Origin of the sequence: Sorangium sp. So ce321 (assembly GCF_051530195.1) — a bacterium.
In the GTDB taxonomy this organism is placed as follows: domain Bacteria; phylum Myxococcota_A; class Polyangia; order Polyangiales; family Polyangiaceae; genus Sorangium.
This window is the reverse complement of the sequence record NZ_CP150329.1, coordinates 7,239,119-7,256,741: the sequence shown is the minus strand read 5'-3', so window position 1 is coordinate 7,256,741 and position 17,623 is coordinate 7,239,119. Positions and strand designations below refer to the sequence as shown.

14 protein-coding genes are annotated in these 17,623 nt (G+C 70.7%); 7 read left to right on the top strand and 7 right to left on the bottom strand.

The features are described from left to right. Positions 1-55: 55 nt before the first annotated feature. The 4 genes from WME89_RS26635 to WME89_RS26620 form a co-directional block, all read right to left on the bottom strand. Positions 56-1,525 (bottom strand): 1-acyl-sn-glycerol-3-phosphate acyltransferase, encoded by a 1,470-nt coding sequence (locus WME89_RS26635; RefSeq protein WP_438002536.1) that lies wholly within the window; start codon positions 1,523-1,525, stop codon positions 56-58. Between the two features lie 54 nt (positions 1,526-1,579). Next, on the bottom strand, positions 1,580-2,836 hold the full coding sequence (locus tag WME89_RS26630; RefSeq protein WP_438002535.1) for an esterase/lipase family protein: 1,257 nt from the start codon (positions 2,834-2,836) through the stop codon (positions 1,580-1,582). Between the two features lie 632 nt (positions 2,837-3,468). Continuing rightward, a complete protein-coding gene (locus WME89_RS26625; RefSeq protein WP_438002534.1) occupies positions 3,469-4,092 on the bottom strand; it encodes a response regulator transcription factor in 624 nt (207 codons plus the stop codon). Then, a complete protein-coding gene (locus WME89_RS26620) occupies positions 4,089-6,371 on the bottom strand; it encodes an ATP-binding protein (RefSeq protein WP_438002533.1) in 2,283 nt (760 codons plus the stop codon). The genes WME89_RS26625 and WME89_RS26620 overlap by 4 nt, the downstream gene beginning before the upstream one ends. 348 nt (positions 6,372-6,719) lie before the next feature. On the opposite strand from WME89_RS26620, the gene WME89_RS26615 reads away from it, so the two are divergent. Next, positions 6,720-7,532, top strand: a complete 813-nt coding sequence (locus WME89_RS26615; protein WP_438002532.1) for a HugZ family protein — start codon at positions 6,720-6,722, stop codon at positions 7,530-7,532. Positions 7,533-7,680: 148 nt separating this feature from the next. Further along, positions 7,681-8,640 (top strand): hypothetical protein, encoded by a 960-nt coding sequence (locus tag WME89_RS26610; protein ID WP_438002531.1) that lies wholly within the window; start codon positions 7,681-7,683, stop codon positions 8,638-8,640. Between the two features lie 71 nt (positions 8,641-8,711). Here WME89_RS26610 and WME89_RS26605 read toward each other — a convergent pair whose 3' ends face one another. Continuing rightward, positions 8,712-9,998, bottom strand: a complete 1,287-nt coding sequence (locus tag WME89_RS26605) for a PAS domain S-box protein (protein WP_438002530.1) — start codon at positions 9,996-9,998, stop codon at positions 8,712-8,714. A gap of 571 nt (positions 9,999-10,569) precedes the next feature. Here WME89_RS26605 and WME89_RS26600 point away from each other — a divergent pair. From WME89_RS26600 to WME89_RS26590, 3 genes are all read left to right on the top strand, one after another. Continuing rightward, positions 10,570-10,845 (top strand): hypothetical protein, encoded by a 276-nt coding sequence (locus WME89_RS26600; protein WP_438002529.1) that lies wholly within the window; start codon positions 10,570-10,572, stop codon positions 10,843-10,845. Between the two features lie 47 nt (positions 10,846-10,892). Next, entirely contained in the window at positions 10,893-11,816 is a 924-nt protein-coding gene (locus tag WME89_RS26595) for a PAS domain-containing protein (protein ID WP_438002528.1), read from the top strand. 287 nt (positions 11,817-12,103) lie between these two features. After that, on the top strand, positions 12,104-13,333 hold the full coding sequence (locus WME89_RS26590) for a lysylphosphatidylglycerol synthase domain-containing protein (protein ID WP_438002527.1): 1,230 nt from the start codon (positions 12,104-12,106) through the stop codon (positions 13,331-13,333). Positions 13,334-13,451: 118 nt separating this feature from the next. Here WME89_RS26590 and WME89_RS26585 read toward each other — a convergent pair whose 3' ends face one another. After that, on the bottom strand, positions 13,452-14,027 hold the full coding sequence (locus tag WME89_RS26585; protein ID WP_438002526.1) for a TetR/AcrR family transcriptional regulator: 576 nt from the start codon (positions 14,025-14,027) through the stop codon (positions 13,452-13,454). Between the two features lie 151 nt (positions 14,028-14,178). Between WME89_RS26585 and WME89_RS26580 the strand changes: the two genes are divergently transcribed. Continuing rightward, the gene (locus WME89_RS26580) at positions 14,179-15,195 is read left to right on the top strand and encodes an NAD(P)-dependent alcohol dehydrogenase (protein WP_438002525.1); all 1,017 of its coding nucleotides are present in this window, start codon (positions 14,179-14,181) and stop codon (positions 15,193-15,195) included. Between the two features lie 204 nt (positions 15,196-15,399). Here the strand turns inward: WME89_RS26580 and WME89_RS26575 are convergent, their stop codons facing one another. Beyond that, complete coding sequence (locus tag WME89_RS26575) at positions 15,400-16,185, bottom strand: hypothetical protein (protein ID WP_438002524.1); 786 nt, start codon at positions 16,183-16,185, stop codon at positions 15,400-15,402. Between the two features lie 766 nt (positions 16,186-16,951). Here WME89_RS26575 and WME89_RS26570 point away from each other — a divergent pair. After that, a complete protein-coding gene (locus tag WME89_RS26570; protein WP_438002523.1) occupies positions 16,952-17,620 on the top strand; it encodes a TRP-like protein in 669 nt (222 codons plus the stop codon). Positions 17,621-17,623: the final 3 nt, after the last annotated feature.

Genomic DNA, 17,623 nt, shown 5'->3' with positions numbered 1-17,623 from the left:
CACGCGACGCGCCGAGCAGCCCTCGTCACCATGGGGTCGGAGCGCGGCAGGGCGTCTACGCTCGGGTCGACACGTTGCGCGAAGGCCTCACGAGCGCGCGCGGCGCCGCGAGCGCACCCTCCTCCCGGCTGCGGCCCCCGCCCGCGGGGGACGACGCGTCCCGACCGGCCGGCGCCGCGGCCCGGCGCGGAGCGGCGCGGCCGGCGCGGAGCGGCGCGGCCGGCGCGCGGTCGTCCGCGCCGTTCTTCGCGGGGTGTCTCGCGCGCCATCGATAGAACGTACTCTCGGAGATACCGCTCTCTCGACACAGCGCAGTCACGCTCTTTCCTTTGCTCGCCTGCGCCAGGATCGCGTGGATCCGTTGCTCGGTGAAGCGGGGTCTCCCCCGCCTCTCCGCCTTCGTCGGGCCGGCTGCCGGCCTCGTGCCCGCATCCCGGGCGAGAGGAGGCCTGTCCCCCGGCACGGCGGCCTGAATGCGGCCCGATCTCGCCAGGATCTGCCGGAAGAACTCCACGTCATGCCGCGCCTCCTCGGCGGCACGGGGAGCCACCTTCGCGACGTCGGAGCGCGGCAGTCTCCGGTCCTCGCCCGGACCGGCGATGGCGGACAGTCTGCCGGTCGCCGCCGAGATCCACCGCACGAGCTCCTCGCGGTGCCCCTCGATCCATCGCAGGAGCCGCGCAGCCGCGTCCTTCGCGACGACCAGCGGCGGACGCTTGCGCGTCATTCGTTCGGCTTCCAGCCGTGCGAGCGCGCTCTCGATGGCCCGCTCGACCTTCGCCGCGCCCGCCGCGACCCGGTCCTCGTCGCCATCGCCCGCGGCGCCCTTCTCGAAGACCATCGGCTCGAGGAGCTCCAGGATGATCTTGGAAGGCCAGGGGATGTACGGCGGAATGAACGGGCCCAGGGTCAGGCCCCAGGGAATGCTGAGGATGAGCGGCCAGGCATTGATGCCGAGCCGGCTCTTCGCGCCGAGCGCCTCTGCCAACCACGGTAGATCGTCGAGGATCATCGCCGTCGAGTGGCCGCCGACGCCGACGAAGGGCACGATGGGCACGCCGTACTTCATGGCGAGCCGGACATGGGACGTGCGGCCATCGAACCGGACGCGCGTCCTCTCCCGGTGCGGGCGCATCAGCTCCGGGGCCCCGCCCGGATAGATGAGCAGGGAATGCCCGCTCGACAGCGCGCGCGTGGCGTTCTTCGCCGTCGCCTTGATGCCGCCGATGCGCGTGAAGAACTGATTCAGGAGCGGCAGCTTGAGCGTGAGATCATGGATGAGGAAATACGGGTTCCGGCTCACCCCGTACTCGTTGAAGAGCCCGAGCATGAACAGGAATGCTTCGGCCATGTACGGGTAGCCGTTGTGGTTCCCGACGTAGATGACCCGATCGTGCCCCGAGATCCTCTCCAGGCCGCGCATCTCGAACCGGTGATAAGGCCGGAGGGTGTGGTCGAAGACGCCCATCACCCTCTTGATGAACCGAGGATCGCGGTTCTCCAGCGAATCGGGGTTGTTCAACATGCTGTCCTCCGTGGTCTGGGGGCGTCCCGGGCCCCCCGTCCCCCAAGAGCTGCGTCAGGAGACGCCCACGCCGCCCCGCGACCTCTGGCTCCCGTTCTTCGGGGCCGCGGCCTTTCGCGCGCGCGCCTGCCGAGCGGCGGCGCGGATCGGCGCCTCGAGCACGGGGGCAGGGCGCGCCGGTTGCCGCTTCGCCTGCGCGTTCGCGGAGATCTCGCGGGCGACCAGCGACCACGCGAGGCAGAACCTCTCCTCGTTGAAGTCGCCGCCGCAAGGGAGCCAGTCGGCATGGCGATCGCCGCCGGCGTTCGGGAACTGACCCACCACGTCGAGGTGGTCGCCGAGCAGCACGTCCAGCACCTTCCCGTAAGCCTGGCTCTGGCACGGGACGAGCCCGTCGTTCGACTTCTTCGTGATCTTGATGGTGGTGGACCGCTCGTCGAGGTTGAGCGTGTCGATGTCGAGGGCCGTATAGGGATACTGCTTCGACTCCGATGCGGCGATGCGGTAGAGCACCCAGAACGCGAACCTGGCCGCGGCTTCCGCCGGAGAAACCAGCTCGACCCTGGGGAAGGACGGCGGCGGCGGCGCGATGGTGATGAGCGAGCTGTAGCTGGTCCCCTGACGGTCCGCGACGGCCGCGTTGAAGAGGTGCATGGACTCCCGCGTGAGCTGGATCGACGCGCCTTGATCCTGCGACATCTCATGCAGGAAGCTCCACATCGGGTCGTCGGCGTCCTCGCCGAGCCGCTTCAGCAATTTGCGCACGAGGCTGTCCAGGAAGGTGTCGTTCCTGCCCATCCAGTCGTCGACGCGGGCCACCTTCTCGATGAAGCGCGCGAACGCCACGATAGCCCCCCTCGCCCGCTCCTTCGACGCCAGGAGCCCGATCGCCTCGAGCAGCCGGCCGAAGGGCAGCGCGACCAGCAGGTTCGCCAGCGGCGCGCCGTAATGCGGTGTCGAGATGGTGACGACCGAGCGGATTCGCTGGCCGATCCGCTCCTCGATGTCGCCCGGGATGAGCCTCACGCCCGGCGCCGCGAGGAGCCGCGCGTCCAGCCCGCCCGTCGAGTGACCGACGAGATGGATGCTCGAGGCCTGCTCTCCGCCGCGCTTCGCGATGAGCTCCAGGGCCTTCTGGGCCCTGCGCGCGATGGACCCGCTCGGGAGGGTGGGGCACTCGTGCACCTCGACATCGTCGTGGCCCAGCTCCCGGAGGAACCGGGTGAGCATCTCCGGCACGCGACGGAAGTAGGCGAAATCTCCCAGGGATTGAAAACCCATGAAGCCGGGCACGAGGTATATCTGGAGCATACTTTACCGCTTACAGTGAGCGACCCGGCTCGTCAATGACGGAGTCAGAGCAGCGGGTGCTTGCGAGTAACACTGTCGCCATCGATCTCTACTCGTCGAGACACGGCAGGAGCGCCGATTGCGCCGAGCACAAAGACCACGGCGTCGAGCTCAGACCGAGCTCGGACTGAGCTCAGCTCGACTGGAGAGCATACGTGAGCTGATCACTCCCTTCGGCGAACTCCATCCGATCTTGGATCGGTCGCGGCGCGCACGAGCGAGCGCCCGACGTGACCGCCGCTCTTCCCCTCGGCGTCCGGCCCGTGCGGCCGACCGATGCCCGCGTCGCGCTCGAGCCTCGACGTTGGGTCGAGCAGGTTCGATCGACCCTGCAACGACGTGCCGTATTCGATGTGCCTCATTGCGTTCGGGTGGCGTACACGCCTTGAATCATCGGGCTCATGAGGGCTCTCCGTCGCTATCGGGGCGGCCAGGCCGATGCGGACCGTGGCCCGGACGCGCGCGGCGACCCTAACGCCGACGCCGAGGCTCGGCCTATTGTCCATTGAGACAGCTTGAAATGCGTCGCTATCTGTGCGGTAGCCGGAGCGCCGCACGTTCGTCCGGGCAGCGCCCGGCTCCCGGCGCTGCGCTCACCCGCCCCAGCCGCGGAGCCGCTCCAGCAGCGCCGCGAGCTCCGCCGCCGACGTCACCCCGAGCTTCGCCGTCGCGTGCGCCCGGTGCTGCTTCACCGTCGACTCGGTGAGCTCCAGATCCGCCGCGATCTGCTTGTTGAGCCGCCCCAGCGCGACCTGTTCGCACACCTGTCGCTCGCGCGGCGTGAGCCCGTCGAGCCGCGCCGCGAGCACCTCGTGCTCCGCCCGCGCCGCCCGCGCCCGCGCGTCGCGCTCCATCGCGCGCCTCACCGCCGCGAGCACCTCGCCCGCCTCGAGCGGCTTCAGCAGGAAGTCCACCGCGCCCTCCTTCATCGCCTGCACCGACGACCGAACGTCCCCGTGCCCGGTGATGAAGATCAGCGGCAGGCGGCACCCGGACGCCCGCAGCGCCGCTTGCAGGGCGAGCCCGTCGAGGTCCGGCATCGCAAGATCCACGATCACGCAGCCGGCCCGCGCCTCCGGCGCGACCGACGAGAGGAACGCGCCCGCCCCGTCGAACGTCTCCACCTCGTAGCCCGACACGTCGAGCAGCCGGGCCAGGCTCCGCAGCACCGCGCCGTCGTCGTCGATCACCACGACCTTCGCCTTCACGCCCGTCATCGCTCCTCCTCATCCTCCGCCTCGCCCGGCAGCTCGAGGCGCACCACGACGCCGCCTCCGGGCGCGCGCTCGGCGCACAGCCGACCGCCATGCGCCGCCGCGATCGACCGGCTGATGGAGAGCCCCAGGCCGAGCCCCGCCGGCTTCGTCGTGAAGAACGGCTCGAAGAACCGCTCGGGGTCGTCGCCTGCGCCCCCCTCGCCCGAGTCCTCCACCGCGAGCGCCACGCGGCCGCCGGCGCGCGCCGTCCGCACGATCACGCGCCGGCCCCCGTGCGGCCGCTCCGAGACGGCGTCGAGCGCGTTCGACATGAGGTTCAGCGCCACCTGCTGGAGCTGGACCGCATCGCCCCGCACGGCCGGCAGGTCGGGCGCGAGATCCAGCACGATCGTCGCTCCGCGCAGGAGCGCGTCGTTGCCCGCGAGCCGCGCCACCTCGCGCGCCGCCTCGTTGAGGTCACAGCGCTCGATCTGCACCTCGCCCTTCTTCATCAGCGCGCGCGTCCGCCGCACCACCTGGCCGGCCCGCCGGGCGTCGGTGACGATCTCCGCGAGGGCGGCGCTCGCCCCCGCGACGTCCGGCGCCCCTCGGCCCAGCAGGATCTCCGTCGCCTGCGCGTTCGTGAGGATCGCCGAGAGCGGCTGGTTGAGCTCGTGCGCGATCGAGGACGCGAGCTCGCCCATCGCCGCGACGCGGTTGAGGTGCGAGAGCGCGCTGAGCGACGCCCGCGCCTCGTTTTCGGCGCGCCTCCGGCCGGTCACGTCGAACTGGGAGACGACCGCGCCACCGCCCCCCAGCGACAGTCGCCGCGCTCGCACCTCGATCCAGCGCTCCGTAGCGACGTGGTGGTACTCGACCGTTCCCTCGCCGTCGCGCCCCGCGAGCACCCCCTCCACGAGCTCCACGACCCGCGCCGCACCGGCGTCGCCCGCCGCCGCAGCCTGCCGGAACGCCTCGAGGTAGCTCCGGCCCTCGGTGACGCCGGCGAGCGGCCCCCACGCGTCCTCGCGGGACGGCTGCGACCATCCCTGGTTGGCGCGGCGCAGCACCCCGGCCTGGTCGAGGATGGCCACGAAGCCGGCCATCGAAGCGAGCACGGCGTCGCCCATCACCTGCGCGCGCCCCCGCCGCCGTCGCTCGATGATGAGCCCGGCGATCAGGGTGGCCTGGAGCGTGACCACGGCCGCGGCGCCCACCGCCCACCGACGGTAGAGGTCCCACAAGGACGGCATGCGGAAACGGACCTCGGCGCCCGGCGGCAAGCGATCCTCGGGGATCTTGAAGCGGGCGAGCTCGCGGGCGTCGAAGGCGAGCTCCGTCGCGTCCGCGGCGCGGATCGGGATCGACGACGCGGGCTCGCCGCCGAGGAGCCGCAGCGTCATCCCCCCCAGGTCGCGCCCGACCCGCCCGTAGTCGACCATCACCCCGCCGACTAGCCCTTTGCCGAGCCCGACGCCGTGGACTGAGAAGAACGGGCGCTGGGTGTGCGCTCGGACCCGCTCGAAGACCTGCAGACCGACGAAGCGCTGCCCGTTGCCATCCATGTAGAACGTGTCGAACAGGACGAGCGTGTCCTCCGGGAGCGTGGCGAGGCGCCGATCGAGCTCGGCGAGGGGCAGGCCCGCGAGATCGAGGAGCGCGACGCGGTCGGCGAGGGGGCTGAGCTCGCTGGCGAGCCCGGCGCGGCGCGCGCGCTCCCAGGGGCTCGCGCCCATGACGATCGCGATCTCTCGCGTATCGGGGAAGAGCCGGAGGGCTGTCTCCGTCGTCCTGAGCCACGCGAACTCGATCCAGATCCCGGTGACGTCCGGCGCGGCGGGCACCGCGAGGGCGGCGCCCTGGTCCTCGGCCAGGAAGACCACGGGCACGCCGGGCCACAGCTCGCGCCGCAGATCGAGCACGACCCGGAGCACGTCGAGCCGGAGCGCGACGATCACGCCGGGGTGGTAGCTGCTGTATTTGACCCGGTAGAAGCGGCGGAGCTCGCGCGCGTAATCGGGAGTATCGAACCACGACAGGTCGATGTATTCGAGCTTGAACGTGACCGGCCCACTCCACCCGGCCTGCACCGCCTGCCGGAGCTCGCCGGTGATCGCGGACATGGCCGGCGCGGTCGAGTCGTCCGACACAAACACCAGGACCGACGCCGGCGCTTCGTCTGCCAGCGCCGGCGTGGGCGCGCCGAGGACGATCGAGAGCGTCGCGAGCAGGAGCGAGAGCGCCGAACAAAGCCTGACCGAGCCGGCCCGCCATCCACGTACGTGTGGATCATGTTCCACGGACGAGTGAACCCCCGGCTCCAGTGATGTTGAGCGACGGGAGAGTAGATCGAGCTTTGGATGACATGTCAACTGTCGGGCTGGCTCGCTTACCCATGCGGTCTCGTCAAGGCAATAGAGACCGCCGCCTGGGGGTGTCGGATCCGGTGGTCGGGTCCTCGCGAGAGACCGTGAATCGAAGGTGCTGTCGCTCTCTCGGCATCGTGAGGATGCCGACGAGCTTGCCCGTGGTCGTGCCGTCCTCGTTGATCGCGATCGTGGAGTTGTCTTTGTGACGGCGCTGTCGAGTCCGTCGAGCGCGTGGCACGCGGGTTACAGCGGGCCTCCGGGTGTGCTACCCGCCTTGCCATGTCGACGAGCACAGACCACGGCCGGCCGCGCTCTGGCCCGCAGGCAGAGCACCCCGTTCAGAACGCACCGGCGCCGAGCCACGCCGAGCGCTGCCGCACCCTGGCGGAGCGGGCCCGCGCCGCCACGCTGTGCACCCTCGCGCGGGACCCGGCCGGCTACCCTTACGGCTCGCTCGTCACCGTCGCCGTGGACGCGCACGGGCGCCCGCTGCTGCTGCTCTCGGCGCTCGCCGAGCACACCGGCAACCTCAAGGTCCATTCCGAGGCGTCGCTGCTCCTCGCCGAGGCCGCCGACGGCCGGGTGGACCCGCTCGCGCTCGGGCGGATGACGCTGATCGGCGCGTGTCGGCCGCTCGAGGGCGCGGAGGCGGCCGCCGCCCGGACGAGGTTCCTCGCGGCACACCCGCGCGCCTCGTACTACGTCGATTTCACTGACTTTTCCTTCTACCGGCTCGACCCTGTGTCGATCCGTTATGTCGGCGGGTTCGGCCGGATGTCCTGGGTCGAGGCCGCCGAGTACGCGGCCGCCGAGCCCGATCCGCTGGCGCCCGACGCCGCGCGCATCCTCGAGCACATGAACACCGATCACGCCGACGCCATCCTCGCGTACGCGAAGGCGCTCGCCGGGATCAAGGACGCGACCGGCGCCACGATGACCTCGGTCGATCGCTACGGCTTCGAGCTGGACGTCATCACGCCGGCGGGGCCGAAGGCGGCGCGGCTCGGGTTCGACGCGCCCGTATCGACGACGGACGAGGTGCGCAAGGCGATGGTCGCGCTGGTGCGCGAGGCGCGCGGGCGCAGCGCGTAGCGGCCACCGCGTCGACGCTCCAGCGGCGATGAGGGCGAGTCGCCGCCCGCCATGGCGCCGCCAGTCCCGCAGTACGCATCGCTTGCTGGTACCACGCTGAATCCCGCATCTCCGACCCATGGCATGCGATCTGCCGATGGCGCGCCGCATGGGAAACGCCGACATCACCTTGCGCCACATCGCCCGAAGGCGCCCCGGAGACCTGGCGCGCGTTTTTGCCCCCGAGGACCGCTCGTTCGAGGTCCTCGGCTGGATCGACACCCAGGTCACGAAGCTCGAGCGACGCCTCGACAAGGCGCTGCGCCTGCGCGTCGGCGGCGAGCTGCGCGTATTGCACGTCGAGTTCTGCTTCGCGTGGCGCGACGACGTGCCCGATCGGATCTTCGAGTATCTCGGCTTCCTCTTCACCGTGCTCCGCACCGAGGCTCCAGGAGACCCGGTCCCGCCCATCGAGAGCGTCGCCGTCGTCCTCTCGGGCCCCAGGCAGCGCCTGCCCGCGACGGGCAAGCGTCGCACCGCCTGGCCGGAGCGGCGGTTCAGCGGCACGCACTTCCACATCGACGCCGTCTACCAGCGCACGATCGCTGAGCTACAGGCGCGGGGCAGCGTGTTCTGGCTGGCATTCGCCCCGCTTGCTCGGGACGCAACCGCGGCGGCAATGCGGGGAATCGTCGCGGAGATCCATGCGCGGGCGGCCGGCGAAGAGCGGGTCGAGCTATACATAGCGCTCCTGGTGATGGCAGCCATCGATCCTTGGGGACATGATCTACGGAGGGAGCTCGTCATGCTGGTAGAGGACATGGAGGATGTGGAGACGGAGAAGAAGCTGCTCAGGAGCATACCGGCCATCGGAGAGATGATCGTCGAGGCCGAGCGGCAAGCTGCGCAGCAGGCCGCGCAGCAGGCCGCCGAGCAGACCGCGAAGGCCATCGCCGAGCTGCTCGGCCGCCTCTTCGCGCGGCGGGTCGGGCGCGTGCCCACGGTCGAGGAGGAGCGCTCGATCGTGGAGCGCGCAGAGGCGATCGGACCGGTCCAGGTGGAGGACGCCCTGCTCGATCTCGAGGGCGACGCGCTGCTGCGCTGGCTCGCCGAGCCGACGCGCCGCTGACGAGCCTCGGGAGGCGCGGCCATCGAGGCGCGGCGCGCCGGCTACCCTGACAGGAGGCGCTCAGGTGTCCGTCACACCTCGCGGCGCCGCGCGCTGACTGGCCTCCGATCGCCGCGCGAGCGACCGAGCGCGTGGTGGAGCCCGCTCTGGAGCGAGCTCAGCGTGACGATCTCCTGGAGGTCGATGCCGATGCCCACCATCGTCTGCGCGACCTCGGGCCTGACGCCGGTGAGGATGACCTCGGCGCCGAGCAGCTTCACCGCCTGCGCCGCCCTGATCAGCGAGTCCGCGATCTCGGCGTCCACCATCGGCACGCCGGTGACGTCGAGGATCACCGTCGTCGCGCGCTGCGCCACCACCCCTTGCAGGAGCCGCTCGAGGAGCTGCCCGATCCGCACCCGGTCGAGCCGCCCGACGAGGGGCATGACCAGGATCCCCGCGTCGAGCGGGATGAGCGGCGTCGAGAGCTCCCGGATCGTCGCCTCCTGCGCGTCGATCATCTGCTCCTGAAGGGTGGCCCGCTCCGCCTCGGCCCGCCGGAGCTCGCTCACGTCGTACCCCTCGGCGATCACGAGGACGCTCTCGCCCGACGCGTCGAGGATCGGCTTCATCTTGAGATCGAGCGTCGCCACGCGCCCGCCCGGCCCGTGGATCTGCACCTCGCACGAGGAGGGCACGCCCGACGCGGCCTTCTGAACACACGCCTTGATGTGCTGGTCCGCGCCGGCCGCGCCGCCCCAGAACGGCGCCTCCCAGAGCGGCTCGCCGAGACCCTCGCCCTGACGAGCGCCCGTGAAGGCGGCCATCGTCCGGTTGCACTCGAGCAGGCTCCCCTCCGGGGTGAGCAGGCTGATGAACATCGACGTCTCATCGAAGATCGCCCTGAACTTCTGCTCGCTCTCGCGCAGCGCCCGCTCGCGCCTCAGCTGCTCCGTGATCGGGCGCGAGAAGGCGGAGAAGAACTCCTCATCACCGCTGCGGATGAGATGAGAGCTGACCTCCACATCGATGACGTGGCCGTCCTTGTGGATGTGCCTGGCGACGAAGCGAAGCGCGCCCTTGGCCTTGATCTCCTCGATGACCGTGGCCACCTCGTCCGGCGGCCGCGCGTCGATCTGGCCGATGTTCATCGTCAGGAGCTCGCTCCGCGAGTACCCCACGATGCTCGCGAAGGATGGATTGCAGTCGAGGATCTCGCCGTTCAGCCCGACGACATGGAGTCCCTCGATGGCCGCCTGCAGGATGAGCCGCGTCCGCTCCTCGCGGCGCCCGAGCTGCTCATGCAGCCTCTCGATCTCCTTGCGCAGTCCGGCGTTCTCCGCGCGGAGCCGCTCGATGCTGTCCTGATCTGTCGCCACCTTCGCTCTTCCTTCCGACGTCCTTGCCGCGCTCGCCCGGACGCCCCCCGGGGCGCTCTCCCGTCGTGCGCCGCGGCGACTCCGGACGATAGCCGATCCTGGCGGCGGGCCGAGCGCTCGTCGGCGCGAGCGCGCCTTTTCCACACGCGCGCGCCGCGCGGACCCCGCACAACCTCCGCTGATCGGAGGAAACCTGCGCCAGCGCTGCCCCACCTGGAGAGCTCGCCCACACCCCGCCGGCGCAGCGCGGCAATGCGGCCCCGGTACCGGCGCCTGGCTGCGCGCGCGCCGCAGGAAGGCGGCGAAGGGTCGGGGCAGAGCGCGCCGCCGGCGCGCGGCGCGGACGAGCTGGCCCCGGGCCCCTCGACGCCATCGACCCGATGGATCCGGGGCTCCGTCGCTCCAGTGTGGTCTGGATTACGCCTATTGAGTTTGAGTCAACTGCGTGGATGTGGCTGCGATCACGCTGGTTGTTGACACCTCCCGTGACAGCGAGTCCAATGTTTTCTGCGGAGCGCGACGTCGCGGCGTTGTGACGTTGTGACGTTGCGAGGCTCAAGGAGCGCGAGGCATGGGATCCCCTGACAGCACCCCTCGATGTGAGCGCGCCGAGCTGGTGGAGCTCCTCGGCCGGACGCTCGGCAGCGCCGCGGCGGCGGAGATCGTCGAGCGCGAGGGGGAGCGGCTCGGGCTGAAAGACGCGAGCTTTCCGCTCGAGGTCGCGTACGAGGTCCTCGACTCGCTGGCGGCGATGCCCGGTGTGATCGGCACCGCGGCCAGCGTCGCGCGGACCGAGCTGCGCGTCGCGGCGGTCCGGCGTCGTCTCGAGCAGCGGAATCGGCGGTAGACCCCGGGGGGCCCGCGGCCGGGCCGGAGTGACGTGAGAGGAACTTCATGCTTTCGGAACCAGTGAGTCGACCCATCCTCGTCGTGGATGACAATCCGGACATCCATGTGCTGATGGAGCGGATGCTCGTGCCCAGGTCGATCCACGATCCGGAGATGACCCGCGGGCTGCAAGCCCTCGAGTCGCGCCTGTTCGGCGCCGAGCTGCCCGAGGAGCCCCCGGATCTCCTCCACGGGCTCAGGTTCTCCATCGACTCGGCCCACTCGGGCAGGGATGGAATCGCCCTCGTCCAGGCGAACCCGAGCAGGTACTTCCTCGCCTTCGTCGATATGCGCATGCCGCCGGGCATCGACGGGATCCAGACGATCAAGGGCATCTGGAGCGTCGCGCCGGACATCTACACGGTGATCTGCACCGCGTACTCCGACTATAGCTGGGACGCGATCGCGAGCGAGCTCGGGTGGGCGCCCAACCTGCTCATCCTCCGCAAGCCGTTCGAGGCCATCGAGGTCCGGCAGATCGCCGCCACGGTCGCGCGGATGTACGACTCGCTCTCTGGCGTGAAGACGTCGGTGAACCAGCTGGAGGAAGAGCTCGTGATCGCGATGGAGAGCGTGTCGCAGCTGGAAGAGCGGTCGAGGGCGCTGCTCGCCGAGATCGCCGATCCCTGCCTCCTGCTCGACCGCGAGGGCGAGATCCTCGGCGCCAACCCGAGCGCCCACGATCTGTTCGGCGTGGACGAGAAGCTCCTCTACGGGCGCGACGTCGCGTCGGTGCTCGTCGACGTCCAGCCCCCGCTCCCGAGCGCGCGCGCTGTCGCGCGGAGCCGCCTCGTCAGCCCGCACAGCCGCGCGCTCGAGGCCAGCGTCACGCTGACCCCGCTCGGGTCGCCGCTCGGCGAGGCGGGCGAGTTCATCGCGCGCATCCGGGTGACGCAGGACGCGAGCGCGCCCGGCGGCGCGGCGACGTGACGGCGCGGCGGCTCGCGGCGCGCGGCTCGACGGCCGGGCGCCGCGGAAGCGCGCGGCGCCGTCCTGATTCGATGTCTCATCACGCGATGGCGCCCTGAATCGAGCGTGGCAGTCGCGCGACCTGCGCGCGCGTGGTCAACCTGGTCACGGCGGCGCGACCGTGCTGGCCGCGCGCGCGCCGCCGTGCCTGGATGTGTCGCGCCGGAGTTGCGCGCGTGTCATGGGGGCGAGACGGACATGCGCGATACGAGCACCCGCCCGGGCAACGGACCGGGCGCCATCGTGCGATGACCGTCCTTGCCAGCGACAAGCCGCCTTCCGGGGCGAACGAGCGCTCCCGCGCCGGCGCGATCGAGCGCTCCCGCGCGGGCGCGATCGAGCGCTCCGGCGCGGGCGCGATCGAGCGCTCCGGCGCGGGCGCGAGGGAGCGCTCCCGCGCGGGTGCCGTCGCGCTGAAGTGGCTCGGCGTCGCCGTGGCCGCGGCGGCGATGTGGAGCACGCTCCGGGGCGCGGACTTCCCCGGCGTGGCGGCGCTCATCGCCTCGGCGGGCGCGCCGATGATGGCGCTCGCGCTGCTCCCCAACCTCGCCGCGCGGCTGCTCCAGGCCGAGGCGAGCCGGCGCGTCTTCAACAACACGGGCTCGCCCGGGCGGCCCGCGCCGTTCACGCGTTACCTCTCGCTCACGCTGGCGACGGAGGCGCTGAACATGAGCGTCCCCGCCGGGGCCGCCCTCTCCGAGTCGGTCACGTTCTACCTGCTCCAGCGGTGGTGCGGGGTCCCCGGCCCGCAGGGCATTGCCGGCATCGCGGCGCGGCGGTCGCTGATCCTGCTGGCGAACGCGGTTTACGTGGGGATCGCCCTCGCGCTCGGCTTCGCGCACCTCGAGCGCGCCTCGATCCCGCTGCTCGGCGCGCCGGGGCTCCCCTGGCTCGTGGTCCTCTCGGGGCTCGGCCTGCTCGCCGCGGCGCTCGCGCTCGCGGGCGCGCTCTTCTCGGGCACGGTCGCGTCGCGGGTGTTCGCGCAGCTCAGGCGGCTGCCCGGCCGGCGCGTGAGGGGCTACGTCGAGGCGAGGGCCGCGGCCTTCGCCGCGACCGACCGGCACGCGGCCGCGCTCGGCGAGCGTCGCGGCGCGCTCGCCGCGGCGGTGCTCCTCCTCGTCGGGATGTGGCTCGCCGAGGGGCTGGAGACGCTCTTCATCCTCCGGCTGCTGAAGGTCGACGTCTCGCTCGCCGAGGTCCTGTCGTTCGAGGTCGTCCTCGCGCTCCTCCGCGCCGCCGCCTTCATGGTCCCGGCCGGGCTCGGCGTGCAGGACGCAGGCTATGTCGCCTTTCTCGGCGCGCTCGGCGTGCCCGGCGCCATGACGGTGGGCGCCGCCTTCGTCCTCATCAAGCGCGCCAAGGAGATCGTCTGGATCGCCCTCGGCCTGCTCGTCTTCTTCGGCGGACGGGCGGCCTTCCGCCCGGCGCCCGAGGGGCCGGATCCAGGGCGACTGTCCCCCCGCGCGTCCGTCCCCTGAAGGTGGCGTGGCGTGGACGGCGTCGACGGCCTCGCCGCCGTCGAGGCGCGTGGCCTGGCGACACCGCCGGGAAGCGCGTGGTGCCCGCCCAGGCGCGGGACGATCGAGCCGGAGCGCCTCAGTCGCCGCCGTCGAGGCAGGTACGCACCAGCGCCTCCAGGAGGCGTCGGCCTTGCGGCGCGTCCAGCAGCTCGATGCCGAGCACGTTGTCGATCATGTAGACCCCCGCGAGCACGCCGAGCACGGCGATCGCGCGGGGCCGCCCGGTCGCGCCGCCGAGCTCGCGCGCGAGGGGCTCCACGAACTCGCGCTCCAGGGCGCGCGACAGCGGCAGGCGCACCTCGGCGCTCGTCGCCGATCGCAGGATCAGCAGCGCGGGATCGAAGCTCGCCCTGTCGTCTCTTCGCTCGAGGACGATCTCCGAGAGGCGCCGGGCGAGCGACTCGCGCGGCGAGGCGGAGAGGAGGGGCCGGACGTCGAACGCCCCCTCGATGACCTTCTCGAAGAGCGCCTTCTTGGAGCCGAAGTACCGCTGGACGAGCGCCGCGTCCACGCCGGCGCGCGCCCCGATCTCCCGCGTGCCGAGCTGGTCGTAGCCGTGCCTCGACAGGAGCCAGCGCGCGGCGTCGAGCAGCGCGGATCGCGTGCGCGCCGAGTCGCGGCCCGGGGTGGCTGCTCTCCGCTGGGTAGACATCCGGGCGGGATCTTGCCCGTGTCCCCTCGCTCTGTCGAGCCAAGTCATCAACTGCTGACGAAATTCGCGAGCGTTCGTTGACACGGGTCGACCAGGGTGCCATTCCTCCGATGTCATCACATGATGACATGAACTCGTCGGAGGTGACGCCGTGAGCTTCAGAACCCACGCTGCCGGGGCCGCAAAGGCTCGCCTCTTGCCGTTCGAGTACGAGCCGGGAGAGCTCGGTCCCCGCGAGGTCGACGTGGCCGTGACCCATTGCGGTATCTGCCACACGGACGTCGGCATGGTGGACAACGAGTGGGGCGTGACGAAGTACCCGTTCGTACCGGGCCACGAGATCGCCGGCACCGTCGCCGCGGTCGGGGCGAGCGTCGACCCCGCGCGCCTCCGCGTCGGCCAGCGCGTCGCCTTCGGCGCGGTCTGTGGCTCGTGCATGCAATGCGAGTGGTGCGAGAGCGGCAAGCAGAACGTCTGCCCGAAGCGCGTCGACACCGTCATGCGGGGGCACCAGGGCGGGTTCGCGACCCACGTGCGCGCGGCCGACTGGCGCTTCGTCTATCCCATCCCCGACGCGATCGCGTCCGAGCACGCGGCCCCGCTCCTGTGCGCCGGGACGACGGTGTTCGCGCCCCTCTTGCGCCAGGGCGTGCGCCCCGTCGATCGGGTCGCGGTGGTCGGCATCGGAGGCCTCGGCCACCTCGCGCTGCAGTACCTGGCGAAATGGGGCTGCGAGGTGACGGCGATCTCTTCATCGCGCGACAAGGAGGCGCTCGCGCGCGAGCTCGGGGCGACGAATTTCATCGCCACGAAGGGCACCGACGAGCTGAGGAAGGCGGCCCAGTCCTTCGACTTCGTCCTGAGCACCGTCTCCGCCGATCTGCCCTGGGACGACTATCTCGGGATCCTGCGACCCCAGGGGAAGCTATGCATCGTCGGCGTCCCCGAGCGGCCGATCGCGCTCGCCCCCTTCTCCCTGCTCACCTCCGAGAAGGTGGTCGCCGGCGGGATCCCGGGGTCCATCGTCGAGACGGCGCAGATGCTGGCCTTCACGGCGCGGCACGCGATCAAGCCCGTCGTCGAGCTGTTCCCCATGGCCGAGGCGAACGAGGCGCTCGACCACACCCGCCAGGGCAAGGCGCGGTTCCGCGCCGTGCTGGTGGCGTGAACGAGCGAGGGCGGCCGCCATACCACAGATCGCCGGGGCGCAGCGGCTCCACGGGCGTCGTGATCCGGCGCATCGCGCTCGGATGGCGGTATTCGTGAAAGGACTGCATCCGCGCCTCGAGGCGCGCTCGGCGCGGGATGCGTGCTGGAGGGGAGCTGTGGAGGGGAGCTGTGGAGGGGAGCCGTGGAGGGGGGCGTGCAGTCGCTACCCGACGAGGCTCAACCGCGTTCCTTCCGCGGCGAGCACCGACGACCGGACCATCACCCGGCTCTCGCCGTCCGAGTCGGAGTCCGACACGGGGACGTTCACGCCGTGCGCGAGGGCGTACTGCAAGAGCTCGTGCGTCCACGGCTCGAACAGCGCGAACACCTCGTCGGCGAGCGCCATGTACCTCGCGCTCGTCTCCGCGTCGAGCGGGATGCGCGCGAGCTGAGCATGGTCGGCGTCCACGGTGTGGCCCGACTCACGCTCGAAATGGAACGTGCCGCAGTAGCGCAGCTGCGTGCCGAGGCGCTTCTCCATCTCCTCGGCGAGGGGGAGCATCGCGCTGAAGAGGACGTTGCCCGTCTCCTCGATCGCCTCGATGATGACGAGCCGCTCCAGGCCCGTCGTGCCCTTGAGGAGGGCGGTGAGCCGCGCGGTGAGGATCCGGTTCTGCAGCGTCTCCTCGCCCCAGAGGAAGCGCAGCCACTCCGTACCCCGCGCCTCGGCGTCGAAGCCGAGCTTCTCGAGATCCTCCAGGTACCACGGCCAGTGGTGATCGTCCTCGTGGCTGTGGACGTTGACCATCTCCTGGTATTTGTCCGCCGGGGGCTCCTCCCGCAGCACGAACCGGTTCAGATCCCCGAAGCTCAATATGAAGAAAGCCATGCACGGATAGAAGGCGAGCCGCTCGCACGCATCGACCCGTTCGTCACGCATGTGCTCGAACAGGGGTAGACGAGCGTACGCTTGCTTCTTCTCGAAAATGTGCCGCAAGACCTGCCGCATAAGCGATCTCCTTTTTCGGCTAGTTGTGTCGGTTGATCGAGCTATCCCTCTGTTTACAGCCATCCAGGCGCTCACCGAGCGCCTCGCCAGGCCTCAGGCCAAGGCCATGGGGTACCGAAATGAATGCTGCTGGATCCCACCCGGGTTGAAATCCTGCAACAAGCCTACCCCTCATGCATTCCCCATCTGCATTCCGAGCTTGCATTTCTGAAATTTTCTATCGAACCACCTCAGGCGTTTTGCAACGTTGGGGGGTGTTCTCGCTCGGTGAAGCCACTCTAGCGCAAGTTCGGCGTAAGCTGCATCCGCTATCTTCAGAGATCTCCATTGCGGAGTTGAAAACATCGGCCTGGGTGGGTGAATGGGCGCCGATGTGTGACACTGACGTTCGGTACCGGGTATCGGCTGACGCCTCATTTAAATGAGGGGCCCGAGAGCGCCCTGCGCCTCGACCCGCGGAGCGCGGAGGTGGGTCGCCTTCATCGCCCGTCTGCGTCTCCGTGGCCTTCACGTGGGCCCATGTCGCAGCGCCCATGATCGTGAGGTGGGGTCTCGCCGATCCCACACGCTCGCACCTGAACGATGGCGAGCGGGTGGATGGCGCAGGCGACCGCGGCCGTGAATGAGCAACCAAACAGCTTGAATGCTGGCAGGTGAGGCATGTAACTTGCCGAGTTGTGCCGTGAAAGACCAATACGACCCTGCCTTGGTGACGGAACCTGAGAGCCGCGCGATCCCGAAGAGCTTACCGGTGCGAGAGGAGGTCGTGCGGCTTGTCCGTGAGAAGCGCTACGAGGAGGCGCTGGCGGTGCTGTACCGGGCGCGCTCGGAATCACCGGGCGATCGCGAGCTGCAGACGAGCATCGAGCGGATCAAAGAGTTCCTGGCCGGCGCCTATGCCAAGCGGCTCGGCGGCCTGGATCAGGTGGCGGGGCCCATCCCGGTGTCCGCGGGCCGCTCGCCCGACGCGCTCCTCGTGGCGCGGTACATCGATGGCGCCTCGACATTTGACGATATCGTGCAGATGTGCCCTCTCGGGCGGCTCCGCACGCTGCAGGTGCTGGTCGGCCTTTACACGGGGAGGGAGGTGGCGTCGCCCTTCAGCGAGCGCACGCCCCAGTCCTGGCGGCGAGCGATGGACACGATGCCGGAGGGGGCCATGGAGCCGCCGCCGCCGACCGTGCCGGAGCGCGGGCTGGAGCGGCGATCGCAGGAGCCTCCTCCCGAGAGCGCGCCCTTCAGGCTGCAGGTGGTCGAGACGGAGGAGGATCGGCGCTACCGCGAGGCGTTCGCCCGCGGCACCGCCGCGTTCGTGCAGCGCCGCTTCAACGACGCCGTCGAAGCATTCGAAGCCTGCGCGCGCATGCGCCCGGGCGATAACGCGGTGGCGGTCATGCTGCGCCGAGCGCTGCGCGACCGCGACCTCGGGGGCTGACCG